A 16,820-nucleotide genomic window follows, 5' to 3' on the forward strand; every position below is an offset into this window, starting at 1 on the left:
TCACATTTCAATTTGCGGTTACTACCACGATTTTGGTAAACGCGCTGAGTTTAATTATCGCCTTGGCATTAAATTCGAATATTTATTTAAAGAGACTATTCCGAACGATATTCTTTCTACCATACGTCCTTAGCACCCTCATTGTGTCATTTATATTTAACTTCCTGTTTTCTGATCTTGTTCCATCCATCGCCCAGGCCCTACACCTCACATTCCTTGCTCAAAACATCCTAGGCACTCGTTGGGCTTGGCTAGGCATTGTCATCGTTTCGGTTTGGCAAGGGGCTTCGTTCAACACCATTCTTTACATCGCGGGCCTTCAGACGGTGCCACAAGAAGTCTACGAAGCATCGCATATCGATGGAGCAGGGCCATGGGCATCATTTTGGAGAATTACATTTCCACTTATAATGCCCTTTGTGACAATCAATATGGTTCTTTCTGCCAAGGGGTACTTGCAGGTATTTGATCAAATAGTAGGATTAACGAATGGTGGTCCGGGAACTTCTACTCAATCCAACACATTCCTGATCTATACGAATGGATTCGGTGGGGGCGAGTTAGCCTACCAGTCCGCCAACGCTGTGGTATTTTTGATCATCTTAGTGCTCGTGGCGATACTCCAAGTACGGTTGACCAAGAATAAGGAGGTACAGTTCTAGCCATGGGCTCACACCGCCGTTTTGTAAATATGCCTGCCATGGTTGTTGCCTTCGTCGGCGCTTGTGTGATTCTCTTCCCGATGTACATGGCAGTGGTCGTTTCTTTTAAAAATCCTCAAGAGTTGGCTCAATCCGTGCTCGCTTGGCCCAGCCTTCCCGTTTGGTCTAACTATCCGACCGCGATGAGAGTCACACACTACTTCCACAGCCTATGGAATAGCTTTGCCATCACATCAACATCCGTAGTTCTCACAGTCCTATTGCATTCAATGGCAGGGTACGCTCTCGCAAGGAATATGCACAAGCGGTTTTTCCGGTACCTTTACTATTACTTTTTCGCAGCCATGTTTGTTCCCTTTCCCATCCTTATGCTTCCGCTAGTCAGACAGATGAGCCATCTCGGGCTGGCCGATCGCGCTGGTTTAATTATTCTGTATGTAGTTTATGGCATCTCCCAAAACGTGTTTCTGTACGTGGGATATCTGAAATCTATACCTATAGAGCTTGAAGAGGCAGCCCTTGTAGACGGGGCAAGTAGATTCAGGATATTTTGGACAATCATGTTCCCGCTGATGGGTCCAATGAACGCCACTGTAGCCATTCTCACGGCGTTATGGGCGTGGAATGACTTTCTTTTGCCGTTGGTTATGTTGTCCAACCCCAATTGGTATACGCTTCCTTTGGTGCAATATGCATTTCAGTCTCAATATAGCACGAACTACTCGTTAGCATTCGCATCATATATTTTGGCATTACTTCCTATGGTATTATTCTACTTGATATGTCAAAGATGGATTGTTAGCAATGTAACAAAGGGCGCTATTAGGTAGGTACGCTATACAAGGAGTGACACCCATGAAGTTCACCGACGGCAACTGGCTTGTCCGCGAAGGCGTCTCCATTCACCCCGGCCTCGCCGTGCAGGAATGGCGACAAGAGGAAGACGGCGTTCTGTTCTTCGTCGCGTGCCGCCCCGTGGCGCACCGCGGCCACATGCTCGATGGCCCCATGCTCACCTGCCGCATCTCCTTTCCCCGCCCTGGCATGGTGCGGGTGGAGCAGCACCACTTTCTCGGACGGATGCATCGCGGGCCCCATTTCCCGCTGGAACTCAAACCTCAGCCGTTTGACGCAGTGGAGACGGAGGACTCCGTCGTCCTTCGCGCTGGCGAGATGGAGGTCCGCGTGCGGCTCACCCCGTGGTCCATCGCGTTTTACGAGAACGGCCGCTTTCTCACCGAGAGCGGCCCTCGTTCTACCGCGTACGTCGTCGATCACGGCCGACCTTACATGCGCGGCCAACTCCATTTGTCCGTCGGCGAAAACGTGTATGGCCTTGGCGAGCGGTTCACGGCGTTCGTCAAGAACGGCCAGTCTCTCGACATCTGGAACCGAGACGGCGGGACGGGATCGGACCAGGCGTACAAGAACGTGCCGTTCTATCTCACGAACCGCGGCTACGGCGTGTTCGTGAACCATCCCGAGCGCGTGTGGTTTGAAATCGGGACGGAGTTCGTGTCCAAGGTCCAGTTCAGCGTCGAGGGGGAGGCGCTCGATTACGTGGTCATCGGGGGCGGCCATCCGAAGGGCGTGATCGAGCGATACACGGCGCTCACCGGGCGGCCGGCGCTGCCGCCGATGTGGTCATTGGGGCTGTGGCTGTCGACGTCGTTCACCACCGACTACGACGAGGAGACGGTCAGCCAGTTCGTCGATGGCATGGCGTCGCGCGGCATTCCGCTGAGCGTGTTCCACTTCGACTGTTTCTGGATGAAGCCGTTTGAGTGGTGCAACTTCGCGTGGGACACCGCCTGCTTCCACGATCCGGCGGGCATGCTCGCGCGCCTCAAATCGCGCGGTTTGCGCATCTGCGTCTGGATCAACCCCTACATCGCGCAGAAATCGCCGCTTTTCCGCGAGGCGATGGAGCGCGGCTACCTGCTCAAACGTCCGAACGGCGACGTGTGGCAATGGGACCTGTGGCAGCCGGGCATGGGCATCGTCGATTTCACCAACCCCGACGCCCGCCGCTGGTACCAGTCCCACCTGCGCCGGCTGCTCGACATGGGCGTCGATGCGTTCAAGACGGATTTCGGCGAGCGGATCCCGACCGATGTGGCGTACCACGACGGGTCCGACCCGCAAAAAATGCACAACTTCTACAGCTACCTGTACAACGAGGCCGTGTGGGAAGTCCTCCGCGAGCGACGCGGCGATGACGCCGTGGTCTTTGCGCGATCCGCCACCGCCGGGGGTCAGCGCTTCCCGGTGCACTGGGGCGGCGACTGCCGGGCCACGTACGAATCCATGGCGGAGACGCTTCGCGGCGGCCTGAGCCTCGCCTTGTGCGGCTTCGGGTTCTGGAGCCACGACATCGGCGGGTTTGAGGACACAGCCCCTGCCCACCTGTACAAGCGCTGGATTGCCTTTGGGCTCTTCTCGAGCCACAGCCGCCTGCACGGAAGCGGATCGTACCGCGTGCCGTGGCTGTTCGACGAGGAGTCGGTGGACGTCTTGCGCCACTTCACGCGCTGGAAGCTTCGGCTCATGCCGTATCTCTGGTCGTGCGCCGTCGAGGCGCACCGCACGGGCGTGCCCATGCTGCGCCCCATGATCCTCGAATTTCCGGACGATCCGACCTGCGACACCTTGGACCGCCAATACATGCTCGGCCCGTCGCTTCTCGTCGCGCCGGTGTTCTCGGAGATAGGAGAGGTCTCGTACTATCTCCCGGAGGGACGCTGGACGCACCTGTTCACCGGAGAGACGAGGCAAGGCGGCAGATGGTACCGCGAGCGATACGATTTCATGAGCCTGCCTGTGTTGGTGCGCGAAGAGAGCATCCTGGCCATGGGCGAGAAAAGCGACCAGTCTGACCAGCCGTACCATCGCGAGGTGACCATCCACGTCTATCCCATCCGGCCGGATCGCCGCAGTTCATGCACCCTGTTTGACGACCAAGGCAACGAGGTCGGCACATGGCATGCGTTCTGGGACGGAGACGACCTGGTGCTCGCCCCACAAGGCCGGAGCGAGGCATGGTGCGCCATCTTGCACGGTATCGACGATCCGGCATATCTCGCGGCGCAGGGCGCGGATTGCCGCGTCTCTCCGGAGGGCGTCGTGATCATCCCGCGCCATCCGCAGGAGGCGGTGCGGGTGGCAGGCTGCCGAGAGCGATGGTGGCCGGACTGAGGCGGGTGCAGGTTGGCACTCCGCCCGCCCGCGCCAAGCGCGAGGCCGAGTGCGGCTTCTCCTCATCGGATGGCGCCCCTCACACGACGAGCCCATGCTGCGGGCCATTTCAAGGTCCCCGCGGCATGGGCTCGTTCCCTTTCTGCTCGCTTCACCGCACCACCAAGACCGCCTGCTTCGCCCGGTGCAGCACGGCCGTGCTCACGCTGCCCATGAGCAGCCGGTCCACGGCGCTTTTCCCGTGGCTGCCTAGAACGATGAGGTCAGCCCCCAGCTCGTCTGCGGCGTGCACAATGCGCTCAGCGGGCGCGCCGTGTTCGACGCGGAACGCCACTCGCGGGCCAAACGCTGCGAATCGCCGCTCGATCTCGCCGCGCAACTCGCCGGCCAGCTTCTCCGCCTCCCGCTCCATCTGCACCGCGTACTCCGCGGTCCACTCCGACGTCGGCACCGCAGGCACGTGCACAAACACAGCGGTCAGCCGGGCTTCTGGCCACTTGTCCAAACACTCAGCCGCCATGTCACCCGCCCGCCACGCACAATCCGATCCGTCCACTGCCCACACGATATGTTTCACGGCCGCGCCTCCCCTCGGACGAGGCGCCAAGCGCCCTCGGCGCCTCACGCCTTCACCCTCAGTCTACCACTTCTTCTCCGGCACGGCCGATTCAATCGGGGTCAGCGCACGGACAAGTACTGCATTTGATAGAATCCGCCCCAGGATCACGGGTTCCTGGCAGCGCTTTCACCGACGCCGCGGGACTCGCGGGTCGGCAGGATCTGCCTGTGCACCGTATTGTAGTCGCGCTGCACAGACGCGAATGAGAAGATCGTGACTGAAAATCGAACAATTTTGACATTCGCTCTCCTCTTCGATCTCGCCGCCGTCTTGACAGATCTCGTTGCGTGACGCATGCTGACACTGGAGTGCAAGATTCGGGTGCCAACACGCTCCTCTGAAATCGCTTGCATGCGAGGGACTTCGGGTGGAAGCCGTACATCTCCTTGAACACCGGCAGCACGGCGACGCGAGCTTTCACATCCAGGCCTATCACGTCGTTCTGACGCCCGGGCCATACCAGCAGACGGTCAACCTGCACTGGCACAGCGAGGCCGAGTTCATCGTCGTCACGCGCGGCAGCCTGTGTCTGCAGGTGGGCAGCCAGCGCCACATTCTCGGCGATGGCGGCGTCGCGCTTCTCAGCGGCGGGGAACTTCACAGCATGGCCGCCCCCGGGAAAGGTCCGTCCGAGTGCAAGGCCATGGTGTTCGGACTCGACTTCCTGGAGAGCCCTTCGGGCGATCGCGTCCAGCAGTCCTACCTCTCGCCGCTCGCATCGGGAAAGCTGCGGTTGCCCGGCGTCGTTGACTATGAGCACCCGGTTCGGCCACATCTTGCGGCGAGGCTTTGCGAGATCGCCGAAGCCCTGGAAGAACAACCTGTCGGCTACGAGCTCACGGTCAAGGGTTGTCTGTACGACGTGCTCGCGCAACTGTTTCGAGCCAAGCTGCTGGTTGAAGACAGCCCCAGGCGGGAGCTGGACGACCGCCGCGCGGACACGCTCAAAGCCGTCCTCACGTACATTGACGCGCATCTCAGCGACAAACTCCGCCTGTCTGATCTGGCGCGCGTCGCCAACATGAGCGAAGGCCACTTTTGCCGATTTTTCAAGGAGATGACCCACCGTAAGCCCATGCAATACGTGAACGAGCGGCGCGTGGCTCGGGCGGCAGACCTGCTGAAGGACCCGAATCGAAGCATCACGGCCATCGGTATGGACCTCGGGTTTCACGACGTGAGCTATTTCATTAAGGTGTTTCGAAGCTACAAGCACTGCACTCCCCTCGCCTACCGCAAGGCGCTGCTGAAAAAGCCGCTGAGAAGTTGAGCGCGTCTACAGAGGCTTGCGGCTTGTGCATGGACTCGAGTCCACTGCGAATTCAACGCGGAAGGGAAGGTTGACCTGTGGCGAAGCACGCACCCATTTTCCCGAACGTTCAAGGTTTTTTGCACGGAGGCGATTACAACCCGGATCAATGGCTGGCGTATCCGGATGTCCTCGAGCAGGATGTCCAGCTGATGCGCGAAGCGAAGTGGAACGTCGTCTCCCTCGGCATTTTCTCCTGGGTGAGCCTGGAGCCCGAAGAGGGTGTGTTCACGTTTGACTGGCTGGATGAGACCATTGAGCGGCTGACGAGTGCGGGCGTGCGCATCCTGCTCGCCACGCCGAGCGGCGCGCGGCCGGCCTGGCTGTCCGCCAAATACCCGGAGGTGCTTCGCGTCAGCCCAGACGGGCGGCGCAACCGGCACGGCGGCCGCCACAACCATTGCTACACGTCGCCCATCTACCGCGAAAAGGTGCGGATCATCAACCGGAAGCTGGCGGAGCGGTACGCCCATCACCCGGGCGTGATCGGCTGGCACGTGTCGAATGAATACGGCGGCGAATGCCACTGCCCGCTGTGCCAGGAGGCGTTTCGCGACTGGCTGAAGCGGAAGTACAAGACGCTCGATGCGCTCAACCACGCGTGGTGGACGCCGTTTTGGAGCCACACGTACACGGATTGGTCCCAGATTGAGTCGCCCATGCCGCACGGCGAGATGTCGATACACGGACTCAACCTGGACTGGAAGCGGTTTGTGACGGATCAGACGGTCGACTTCTGCCGCCATGAAATCATGCCGCTCAAGGAAGTCAATCCGAACCTTCCAGTCACCACCAACTTCATGGGCACATATCCGGGCCTCAACTACTGGCGCTTCCGCGGCGTGCTCGACGTCATCTCGTGGGACAGCTACCCCCGCTGGCACACGCACGAGACGCTCGTCCCAGAGGCCGTTCACACCGCCATGGTGCACGATCTCAACCGCGCCATCCTCAAGAAGCCGTTTCTGCTCATGGAGTCCACGCCGAGCGTCACCAACTGGCAGGCGGTGAGCAAGCAGAAGCGGCCTGGCGTGCACGTGCTCGTCTCGCTCCAGGCCATCGCGCACGGCGCCGATTCGGTGCAGTACTTCCAGTGGCGCAAGAGCCGCGGTTCCTGCGAGAAGTTTCACGGCGCTGTGGTCGATCACGTCGGCCACGCCAACACCCGCGTCTTCCGCGATGTTCAGGCCGTCGGCGAGATGCTGGAGCGACTTGCGCCGATGGCCAGCGCGGAGGTGAAGGCGGACGCGGCCGTCATCTTCGACTGGGAGAACCGCTGGGCGCTCGAGGACGCCAAGGGCCCGCGGAACATCGGCATGCACTACGAGGAGACGGTCGTAAACCACTACGCGGCGCTTTGGCGGATGGGCGTGCCGATGGACGTGATCGACGAGGAACAACCGCTCGACGGGTACAAACTGGTCGTCGCGCCGATGCTCTACATGGTGCGTCCAGGCGTGGCCGAGCGCATGAAGGCGTTCGTGGAGCGGGGCGGATCGCTCGTCCTCACGTACTGGTCCGGCATCGTGGACGAGAACGATCTCACCATTTTGGGCGGATTCCCGGGCCCGTTGCGCGAACTGGCGGGCGTGTGGGCGGAGGAGATCGACGCCTTGTACGACGGCGAGCGCGTGCCAATTCGGGCCGTCGACGGCAACCCGCTTCGCCTCGCGGGCCACTACCAGGCGCGCGAACTGTGCGAGGTAATCCACCTCGAAGGCGCGGAGCCCATCGCGGTGTACGACGGCGAGTACTACGCGGGCATGCCAGCGGCGACGGTTCGCCGCGTGGGACAGGGCAAGGTCTACTACATCGCCGCGCGGCTCGACGACGCATTTCTGCGGGAGTTCTTCGCACGGCTCGCTGCCGACGCCGGCGTGGCGCGGGCCATTGAGCGAGAGATGCCAGAAGGCGTGAGCGCCATGGTGCGTGCGGGGGATGGCGTGGAGTACGTCATGCTCATGAACTTCACGCCCGAGGCGCGCGAGGTGGCGCTCGATGAAACGGAGTATAGGCCACTCTATGGCGAGTCGCCGACAGACGGCGCGGTGCGTCTGCCCGCCTACGGCGTGAGTGTGCTCGAGCGCCCGGCGCGAAATCGGTGAACGCCGGCGCGGCTTGGCCGTGAGGTCCCGAAGCGACGGAAGGCGATCCGGCTGTAACGGCCGGATCGCCAGCGTCGGTTGAGGAGATGCGCGACTTCAAAGGTCGGTGAATCGCTCGAGCTCGTTGTACGCAGGAATGCCGTGGGCGACGACGTCGATGCCCTCCTCCTCCGTCTCGGCGGACACGCGCAGGCCAAGGACGCGATTCAGCACCCACCCTATGACAATCGATGTGAGGAATCCCCACAGTGGGTAGACGACACAGGCCAAGAGCTGGACCAGCGCCAGATGCACATGGCCCGTGGTGAAAAGGCCGCGCGTCGTGTCGAACAGGCCCACCGCGAACGTGCCCCATACGCCCCCTGCGCCGTGGACCGCGAAGGCGCCGACGGGATCGTCCACCTTCCAGGCGTCGAGCCAGCCGGTGGCGAAGACCACCAAGATGCCTGCCACCAGGCCGATGACAATGGCCGCCCAATGGGAGACGAACGCGCACCCGGCCGTGATGGCCACCAGCCCTGAGAGCACGCCGTTCATCATCATGCTGGGATCCGCCACTTTGAAGCGCATCATCGTGACCATCACCGCGGCGGCGCCGCCAGCCGCGGCCGCGATGACCGTGTTGAGCGCGACGCTCGACAGGCGCGGGTCATAGGCGTTGAGCGTGCTGCCCGCGTTGAAGCCGATCCAGCCGAACGCGAGGATGAACGCCCCCGCCGAAGCGAGCGGGATGTTGCTCGGCGCAAACACGTTCACGCTCCCGTCGGCGTTGAACCGCTGCGCGCGCGGGCCGACGCTCTTCGCGAAGCCGAGCGCCATGAATCCGCCCATCGCGTGGATGACGGCCGATCCGGCGAAGTCCTCCATGCCGAGATTGCCGAGCCACCCATTTGGCCCCCACGCCCAGTGCGCGCCGAGCGGATAGACCAAGGCACAGACCAGGATGACGATGATGACATACGCGGAAAACTTCATGCGCTCCGCCACGGCCCCCGAAATGATGGACGCCGCCGCAATGGCAAACCCGATTTGAAAGAGAACGAAGGCGGCCTGCGGCACGTTCGCCGGGGCGACGGCAGGCCCGAACCCCCACAGGTGCGCGACGTCCGGTCCAAACGCCAGGTGCACGCCCACGAGGTAGAACGCCAGTACCCCGAAGGTGAGATCCACAAATACCTTCATCGTGACGTTCACCGCGTTTTTCGTGCGCACGAGCCCTGCTTCCAACAGGCTGAACCCGCCTTCCATGAACAGGACGAGGGCGGCCGCGAGGACCACCCAGACGGCGTTCAGCGCGGTCTGCGAAGACATGAACTAGGTGTCCTCCCTTTGCTGGTTCAACTCGTCGATGGTCTCGTCGATCTCGCCGGTGCGAATGTTGTACGCCTCGAGGATGTCGTACACAAAGATTTTCCCATCGCCCATCTTGCCCGTCTGCGCGGCCCCGATGATGGCTTTGACCGTCGCGGGTACGTAGTTGTCCGAGACCACAATCTCCAGCTTGATCTTCGGATGCAGGTTGATGTCGTATGCGTGCCCGCGATACACGCCGATGGCGTCCTTCTGCTGGCCGCGCCCCTGCACCGGAATGACCGTGAATCCCGTGACACCCACCTGCCGCAGGGCCTTGATGGTGGTCTGGAGCTTCTCTGGACGAATGATGGCATCGATGCGTTTCACAAAACGTCCTCCCCGGGGCCTCGGCCCTTCGGCCGAGGGCTAGATTCAGTGTAAATCTTGCACACCGCCGTTGTCTACGCAATATGTAAATTAAGTTTACGCAAGCGCATACAAACCTGACATGAAAATTCGAGTTCCCTGCACTGACACCGTCAGGATTGGATGGTGTAAACGACGTCTCCACACAGAACAAACCTCCTTCGCGTTCTTTCAATTCCATGGAACCTATTGACCTGGAAGATGCATACGGATATGATGAACCAAAAATACTATGTTATGGTTGCGTTTCGCTCAGACGTGGCGTATCCCGCTGTGTTCGTCATGGTTCACATGTGTACTGGTCGAGGTGAGACTCGATTTGTCGAATACGGTGAGACTCTCTGCCCGTTGTTTGTGGGACCGAGAAAGGCAATCCATTGTGCGCTCGGGAAAAGAAATTCTCTTGTCGGATATGGAGTTTCGATTGTTACAGGAATTATTCAGAAAACGAAATCAGATCGTCCCAACATCCGATCTTATTTACGCTTTGTGGAATACTGCTCCTACAGCATGTAGAGCCAATCTGGCCAATCTTATCTATCGTCTCCGAAATCATCTGGGGGACCGCAGCCTCATCATGAGCGTGCACGGAGTGGGCTACATGCTGCGAGTATCTCAAGATTATCTTGAAAAGAATTGTTAATAAGATGGTAACCATGGTTGTCACTTAAGATGAGAGACATCGGCAGATCACGACCGTGAGCTACAGACTCTACGAGGAGGGCGAAATGCATGCGCACACGGAATTTGCTTTGGACAGGCGCTAGCGTCGTCTTTGGTGTATTCGCAAGAGGTGCGGTTGCGCTGGCAGCTGCAGTTCCACAAACGACCGTCTCGGGCAATGCAGGATATTCGTATTGTAACCTCGGCTGGGACTATGGAACAGTTGGAACAGCTGAGGTTGGTGCTCATTCGACCCAAGGTAACATCGTGGGAGGTGCTTTCACAATCACATACAGTGATGGAGGTTCCCATTCGGGTCCCGTCAACTTTTGGCCTTGGCAAAAGAACTCTCCGGATTGGTCGACGAGCAACACGCACACGTTCCCTCGTGCCGGTGTGTACACTGCGACGTTGACTGGATACGCCATCGTTCAGTTACAGAACGGCCAACAAACACAGGCAACCTTTCTCGCGCCCACAAGCGCCGCGTACATCAGAGGATGATGCTATGCATCCATTGAGACATGCCGATGCGCCGCTCAGTCTAGGGCGGCGCTTCGCGAGCGTTTGGGAGGGCCATACGAGTTGATTGAAATTTTGCACATGGACAAACGCGTTGGGCGGTCGTGGATTCTCCGAGACGTCAACACTGTCCTTCAACCCGGACTCACGGTGATTGTTGGCGCGAACGGATCTGGTAAATCAACCCTCATACGGTGCATTGCAGGGCAATGGCGACCTACGCGCGGGGAAATACGGCTGAACGGGAAGCCCGTCGGACGGTTAGGCCCGGAAGTGGGTGTGCTTCTGGATCCACCATCTTTCTATGAGCATTTGACGGCGAGTGAAATGCTCGCCTACTATGTTCATCTGGCCGGAAGAAAATGGACGCCTGAATACGACGAGCTTCTTCACCGCTTTGGTGTGCCCGAAGGCCGTATACGTGGCTTTTCACGGGGGCAGAAACAAAGGCTAGGTATTGTCTGTAGCGTCTGGAGCCAACCGAAAGTTTGGATACTCGACGAACCCTTCACAGGATTGGACGCCCGGGGAGTCGACACGCTATGGAAGGAGGTCGACAGGGCTCTCCGAACACATGCAGAGCACGTTGTGATGGTACTCCACGCGGCATACGGCTTTCCTCAAAAAATTCGTCAAGTGGTTCGAATCTCCAACCACACTGTGGATTTCCGCGGTTCCCGAGTCGAGTTTGCACAGCAAGTACTTGTGGAAAGAAACGGTAAACTTGATGCGAGATGGGCAGATGTACTTAAACGGAACCATGTGCCCTTTCAAGAGCGGGAAAATCCGACAGAAATCATTCTGTCCCCCGAAGCTGAAATGTTCACTTACGCAGTTGAATGTCTCCTGAACGCAGGTTTTCAACCACTCGCTGACGAAACAGCGCACCACGCAAGGAGTGACACATTTTGATTCAAGCTCTTCGCGCCGAGTGGATTCGCATTCGGCGTCACTGGGTGGCATGGCTTTCCCTCGCAACCGATGTTGCATACCTCATTTGGCAGTTGCATTCGGACATGGTTGCACGCGGACCGGTGAGTGTCACGTCGAGGGAATGGACAGGCTTCTACAGTTCGGAGTACGTCATTCCTTACGTTCTAACATGGCTATCAACTCCTTATTTATTTCGTGCTGGGATTTGGGCTGCGACAGGCGCTTTGTGGTCGTGGAACGACTGGCGGCCTTCTATGCCCTCGGAGCATCTGGTTCGATTCCGGCACGCGACGCGCACATGGGTTTTCACACGATTGATTTCCCTCCTAGCACTTTCATGTCTTACACAGGTCGCTGGCGTCATTGTCGCGATCTTCATTGGTGTGTTCCACGGATTTTGGCCGTCTGGGTCACACCTCCTCTTGTGCATTCGCGTCGCCACTTCGGGCATCTTATTCGCGTGGACCATGGGTGTCATGGGCCTCGCGTTCATGGCACTGTGGTCCAACTTCGCACTTGGTGCGCTGAGTGCCTGGACCGCATGGTGGCTACACTTCACGACGGAGCCCCGAATCTTGAACGCGATTACCCTATTCATATCTCCGACATTGTCGTGGATTCTCGCGGCTGCAAGTCCATTTGACAACCTGAGCGTTTTGACACAAACCATGTTTACATGGGGTACGAGCCTCGCTGCTCGCGGATGGCCAACCACTTATCCGTTTACGGATGCAAGTCATATTGGTGTCTATCTTGGAAGCAGCGCGAGCACTCATTGGATTCTCATGCGCTATCTGCCAACATCGTTCGCTGCTTGCGTCCTGCTCGGCGCCGAACTCGCTCTTTGCATCGCATTTGCCGCGTGGACTTTTGGAAAGGTTGGCAGAGCCGAACCGAAACACTTGGTGCGCCAAGACGTTCGTGCGGAGGTGGACGCGTGAATTCCGTTCGCAAATTCGTCATCACCGGGTTCTGTGTAGCCATCGGCGTGATGCTGTTCGCGTACTATGTTTTCATTCCGGCATGGACGCACCATTCAGATGCCGCGAGGCTTCGCTCCGCCGAGCAGATGTGGGCCGAGGCACATTCGAAGAGTCTCCGTATGCGAGACCTTGTCGTCGCGAAGATCGGTCCTTACAGCCTGACTAGCAGAGATGTATATTTTTTCTACATGAGTACTCGACAGTCACAGAGTGCGATGGAATCAGCTCTTCGCGCTCCTAATGCATCCTCGTTTGAAGACAGCTACTCAGGACTTGTGCAGTCGTTGGCGCTGATGGTTGGGGCATCGCAGAAGTTGCACATGTCTATCCCGCCCGACTTGTCAGGATACATTAGAGAGCAGCTATCGCCGTTCTCCGATGCCAGACCGTCCAATTGGTCAGTCGCCATGATGAAGGCTCGAGCGAACCATCTATCCTGGGAAAGTGAGGTTGACTGGATTCCAAGTTTCGTCGCAGCACAGTTGGCGAAGCGCTTTCCGCAAGTGCTGCAGAACATGAACAAAGATTTGCAGGCTTACCGCGCCCATGTAGAATGGATCATTCCCCCAAACAAAGCGCTGTCTCTCATTTCGTCAACGTGAGGAGGTGCTCGATTGTGGAAGACCGTTCGCCGCCCGCTTGTTTTGGGCGGCTCGCTTTGGTGGATAGGCAGCTTAGCTTACGCGTTAGCAGTATGCGCTACACAAAGCTCAGGATTGGGTTTTAATATTCATCTGCACCTTGTCGAGACCGTGGAAATCGCTCTCGCGTGGACGAATTCGCCTGTATCCACATTTCTGTTTGGCGTCTGGGTTTCGTTCATGTTTTGGGACGATATGCGCCAAGGCATGGATGGAGAATTCCGTGTTCGAGGCCTGACATTTCTCAATATGCTTTGGAGGCGCTCCGCTTGGCTGATGGCGGCCGTGACGCTGGGACTGTTGTTGTTTATCGCATTCCTCTCGGCGGGAATTCTCGCCTATACTCCACTGGACTCGCAATCTCCGCAATTCGTTCCGACTGCGTGGCTCCTTGCCACGATGATACTCAAGCTAACGTTCATCGCAGCTACAGCGGCTGCTGTAACCACCGTCAGCCACGCACTTGTCGCAGGAACGCTTTACAACTTGGCTTTGTGCATGTGGATGATCCGGGTTGAACGCCCAGGGTCCGGCGTACTTGTACCCCTCAGTCCTTGGAGCATTCTCGACGCGCAGGCCGTACGCGAGATTCCTGATTTGCGCAAAGCCGCCCCATGGATGTCGGATATGGCCGCGACGTCTCCCATCATCATGACTGTGAGTGTGCTTCTTCTCTTGGCGTGGACCGCGATGATCCTATTCTGGGCCACGAGGAACTATGGAAGCCGCGTCGAACGTGCTCATTTTTAAGGGGCGGGCCGCGTCAGACGCGGCCCACCTAGCGGCCTTTACACGGACAATTGAATCACGTTCCACGACAGCGCCGGCAGCTCGACCGAAAGACGCCCCGCGTCCACGGCGCCGATGGACCGCTTTTGGGGGACGACCTCGTCAGGGCGGTCTTTCGTATTGACTGCTTTCATATTCGGATGCGTGAGCACGATGTGCTCGTCGGACCGGGCGTTGGGGAATCCGCGCAGGTCCACGTCGAGCGCGATCGGCTCCTCGGCGCGGTTCACCGCCAGGAGGACCAGTTCGCCCGCCGCCTCGTTCCACACCGGCACCGCCTCCAGATACGGCACGTCCGTAAAGTCCTTGCTGTCGTATTTCGGCGACTCCACCGGCGCATGCAACACCACGCCGCGCGCGAGGTTGGAGGCGTGCGCAAACGGATAGAAGATGGTCTGACGCCAACTCGGGCCGCCGTTTTCCGTCATGATGGGCGCAATCACATTGACCAGCTGCGCGAGGCACGCAATCCGGACGCGATCGGCGTGCTTCAGCAGCGTGATGAGCATGCAACCCACTACGAGCGCGTCTTCCATCGTGTACACGTCTTCGAGAAGCGGCGGCCCCACCTGCCAAGGCTCGACCTGTTTGTCCGCCTCGTTCGAGTGGAACCACACGTTCCATTCGTCGAACGAGAGATAGATGGTTTTGTTCGAGCGCTTTTTCGCGCGAACGAAGTCGCATGTCGCCACGACGGTGCGGATGAACGCGTCCATGTCCAGCGAAGAGGCCAGGAAGTTGGCGAGATCGCCGTCGCGGTTGCCGTAGTACGTGTGCAGCGACAGGTAGTCTACCTCGTCGTAGGCGTGCTCGAGGACAATCCGCTCCCAATCGGGGAACGTGGCGATTTTGGAGCCGGAGCTTCCGCACGCGACGAGTTCAATGGACGGATCGACCCACTTCATGACCTTGGCGGCCTCCTGCGCGAGGCGGCCGTATTCGTCTGCGGTCTTGCGGCCGATCTGCCAAGGACCGTCCATCTCGTTGCCGAGGCACCACACGCGGATGCCGTGCGGCTGCTCGATACCGTGCTTGCGGCGAAGGTCGCTCCAGTAGCTTCCTCCGGGGTGATTGCAATATTCGACAATCTGCTTGGCCTCTTCAATGCCGCGAGTGCCGAGGTTGACGGCCATCATGACCTGGCTGTTCGCCTTCTTCGCCCAACGCGCGAATTCATTGAGGCCCACGCGATTCGGCTCCAGGCTGCGCCAGGCGAGATCCAGCTGGACGGGGCGCCGTTCCACGGGCCCCACGCCGTCTTCCCAACGGTAGCCCGAGACGAAATTGCCCCCCGGATACCGAACGATGGGAACGTTCAGCTCTTTGACGAGGTCGATCACGTCCTGGCGAAATCCGTCTTCGTCCGCGGTGGGATGGCCAGGATCGTAAATGCCGCCGTAGACGGCACGGCCGAGGTGTTCGATGAACGACCCGTAGATGCGTGGGTCGGTCTCCGCGAGGCGGTACGCCGGATCGATGGTCATGCGCGCTTTCAGGTTGGACATAGGGGATTCTCCTTATCCAAGAGGGATACATAGAACGGCGCGACAACGGAAAAGAGGATTGATGATGACATCAATTAATTTATATTTTATTAAACCAAAAGAGAACACCCCCAAGAAATCGCTTTACAGTTTTCAAAATAACTCGATATTCAGGGTTGGTCAATAGATATTTTCATTTGGTCTATATTATTTTAGATTTAATTAAATCAATCTCTCGCCCCACGCCCGTAGACCACGCGCACTTTGATGTCCTGATCGTAGTGCCCGAACCTCCGGCCGAAGATCGTCATCCCACCCACGTGGCGCGCGTGCTCCGGCACCGAGAATCGCAGCGGAATGGCATGCCCCCGAAACGGCTGCAGATCCTCAATGGTCACGTCTGAGATTTTGCACCCGTCGATGAAGGTGCCTTCGTGGTTCACGCGGACGAGTTTCAGATGTCCGTACTGGTTGAGGTGCGGCGGCCACCAGCTCGGATTCTGCCGGCCGCGCTCGTCTCCGAAATCGCCCGGGCTGGTCCAGTAGCCGATGTCCACGCCGTTCATGGAGAAGTGAATGTCGGAGGGATAGTCGTTGTTGTACGACGGCGCCTCGGAGGCCAATTCCGCGATAATCTGAATTTCCTCCACCGGCCTGTCCGTGCGAATGAAGTTCGGGATCCAGTACTCCAGATATCCTTTTGTGAGCCACACAATCTCGGCGTCGATGTGCTGCGGGTCGGCGAAGTAGCGCGGATCGTCAAACGTGCCGATGATGGTCTCGGCCGTGGCCAGGCCACAGGTGGGCCACACCTCAAACGAGACATAGTGGCCCACCCGGATGTCCACCTCGTACACGTCCTGGTCTTTCGTCTCCGGGGCGAGTTCCACGAGGATCTTCTGTTCGTTGACGTAGCAAAACTTCTGCAGGCCGTGACGCGCCCCTGCGGTCTCTGTGACCACGAGTCCGCATTCCTCGAGCTTGCGCACGTGCTGGGTCACCGCGCCGTTCGTGATCCCAAGCCGCTTGGCGATCTCGTCCATGTTCAGCCGCCCGTGCTCGAGCAAGAGCTCGAGCAGTGCGACGCGGACGTCCGATCCCAGCGCCTTGAACAGCGGCAAGCCCGACCGCAACTCCTTGATGTGAATCACCCTATCACCCACCCCGGCCATTATCTTCACATGAGTGAGCCCTTT

14 protein-coding genes are annotated in these 16,820 nt (G+C 58.8%); 9 read left to right on the top strand and 5 right to left on the bottom strand.

Going from position 1 to position 16,820, the window contains the following annotated elements; genetic code table 11:
• From AMA01_RS12640 to yicI, 3 genes are all read left to right on the top strand, one after another.
• The coding region (locus AMA01_RS12640; RefSeq protein ID WP_067851512.1) for a carbohydrate ABC transporter permease at positions 1–662 on the top strand (662 nt) is incomplete at its 5' end.
• 2 nt (positions 663–664) lie between these two features.
• A complete protein-coding gene (locus AMA01_RS12645; protein ID WP_067851514.1) occupies positions 665–1,492 on the top strand; it encodes a carbohydrate ABC transporter permease in 828 nt (275 codons plus the stop codon).
• 25 nt (positions 1,493–1,517) lie between these two features.
• The gene (gene yicI, locus AMA01_RS12650; RefSeq protein ID WP_067851516.1) at positions 1,518–3,857 is read left to right on the top strand and encodes an alpha-xylosidase; all 2,340 of its coding nucleotides are present in this window, start codon (positions 1,518–1,520) and stop codon (positions 3,855–3,857) included.
• Between the two features lie 151 nt (positions 3,858–4,008).
• On the opposite strand, the gene AMA01_RS12655 is transcribed toward yicI, so the two are convergent.
• A complete protein-coding gene (locus AMA01_RS12655) occupies positions 4,009–4,434 on the bottom strand; it encodes a universal stress protein (RefSeq protein ID WP_067851518.1) in 426 nt (141 codons plus the stop codon).
• Between the two features lie 409 nt (positions 4,435–4,843).
• On the opposite strand from AMA01_RS12655, the gene AMA01_RS12660 reads away from it, so the two are divergent.
• Positions 4,844–5,746: an AraC family transcriptional regulator gene (locus AMA01_RS12660; RefSeq protein ID WP_067851520.1), complete on the top strand. Its 903-nt coding sequence runs from the start codon at positions 4,844–4,846 to the stop codon at positions 5,744–5,746.
• Between the two features lie 77 nt (positions 5,747–5,823).
• Positions 5,824–7,890, top strand: a complete 2,067-nt coding sequence (locus AMA01_RS12665) for a beta-galactosidase (protein ID WP_067851522.1) — start codon at positions 5,824–5,826, stop codon at positions 7,888–7,890.
• 96 nt (positions 7,891–7,986) lie between these two features.
• Here the strand turns inward: AMA01_RS12665 and AMA01_RS12670 are convergent, their stop codons facing one another.
• Both AMA01_RS12670 and AMA01_RS12675 read right to left on the bottom strand, forming a co-directional pair.
• Positions 7,987–9,201 (bottom strand): ammonium transporter, encoded by a 1,215-nt coding sequence (locus AMA01_RS12670; RefSeq protein WP_067851524.1) that lies wholly within the window; start codon positions 9,199–9,201, stop codon positions 7,987–7,989.
• Between the two features lie 3 nt (positions 9,202–9,204).
• Positions 9,205–9,570: a P-II family nitrogen regulator gene (locus tag AMA01_RS12675; protein WP_067851526.1), complete on the bottom strand. Its 366-nt coding sequence runs from the start codon at positions 9,568–9,570 to the stop codon at positions 9,205–9,207.
• A 271-nt stretch (positions 9,571–9,841) separates the two neighbouring features.
• On the opposite strand from AMA01_RS12675, the gene AMA01_RS14310 reads away from it, so the two are divergent.
• The 4 genes from AMA01_RS14310 (at position 9,842) to AMA01_RS12695 (ending at position 14,101) form a co-directional block, all read left to right on the top strand.
• On the top strand, positions 9,842–10,252 hold the full coding sequence (locus AMA01_RS14310; protein WP_082744186.1) for a helix-turn-helix domain-containing protein: 411 nt from the start codon (positions 9,842–9,844) through the stop codon (positions 10,250–10,252).
• A 605-nt stretch (positions 10,253–10,857) separates the two neighbouring features.
• Positions 10,858–11,706 carry an ATP-binding cassette domain-containing protein gene (locus AMA01_RS13720; protein WP_082744187.1) on the top strand — a complete coding sequence of 283 codons (849 nt, stop codon included), beginning with the start codon at positions 10,858–10,860 and terminating at the stop codon, positions 11,704–11,706.
• A 958-nt stretch (positions 11,707–12,664) separates the two neighbouring features.
• Positions 12,665–13,312, top strand: coding sequence for a hypothetical protein (locus AMA01_RS12690; RefSeq protein WP_067851532.1), 648 nt, complete (start codon positions 12,665–12,667; stop codon positions 13,310–13,312).
• 12 nt (positions 13,313–13,324) lie between these two features.
• Positions 13,325–14,101: a hypothetical protein gene (locus tag AMA01_RS12695; RefSeq protein ID WP_067851534.1), complete on the top strand. Its 777-nt coding sequence runs from the start codon at positions 13,325–13,327 to the stop codon at positions 14,099–14,101.
• 38 nt (positions 14,102–14,139) lie between these two features.
• On the opposite strand, the gene arfA is transcribed toward AMA01_RS12695, so the two are convergent.
• Both arfA and AMA01_RS12705 read right to left on the bottom strand, forming a co-directional pair.
• Positions 14,140–15,645, bottom strand: a complete 1,506-nt coding sequence (gene arfA, locus AMA01_RS12700; RefSeq protein WP_067851536.1) for an arabinosylfuranosidase ArfA — start codon at positions 15,643–15,645, stop codon at positions 14,140–14,142.
• Between the two features lie 206 nt (positions 15,646–15,851).
• Complete coding sequence (locus AMA01_RS12705) at positions 15,852–16,775, bottom strand: ArsR/SmtB family transcription factor (RefSeq protein ID WP_067851538.1); 924 nt, start codon at positions 16,773–16,775, stop codon at positions 15,852–15,854.
• Between the last annotated feature and the right edge of the window lie 45 nt (positions 16,776–16,820).

Source organism: Alicyclobacillus mali NBRC 102425 (genome assembly GCF_001570745.1).
GTDB lineage: Bacteria > Bacillota > Bacilli > Alicyclobacillales > Alicyclobacillaceae > Alicyclobacillus > Alicyclobacillus mali.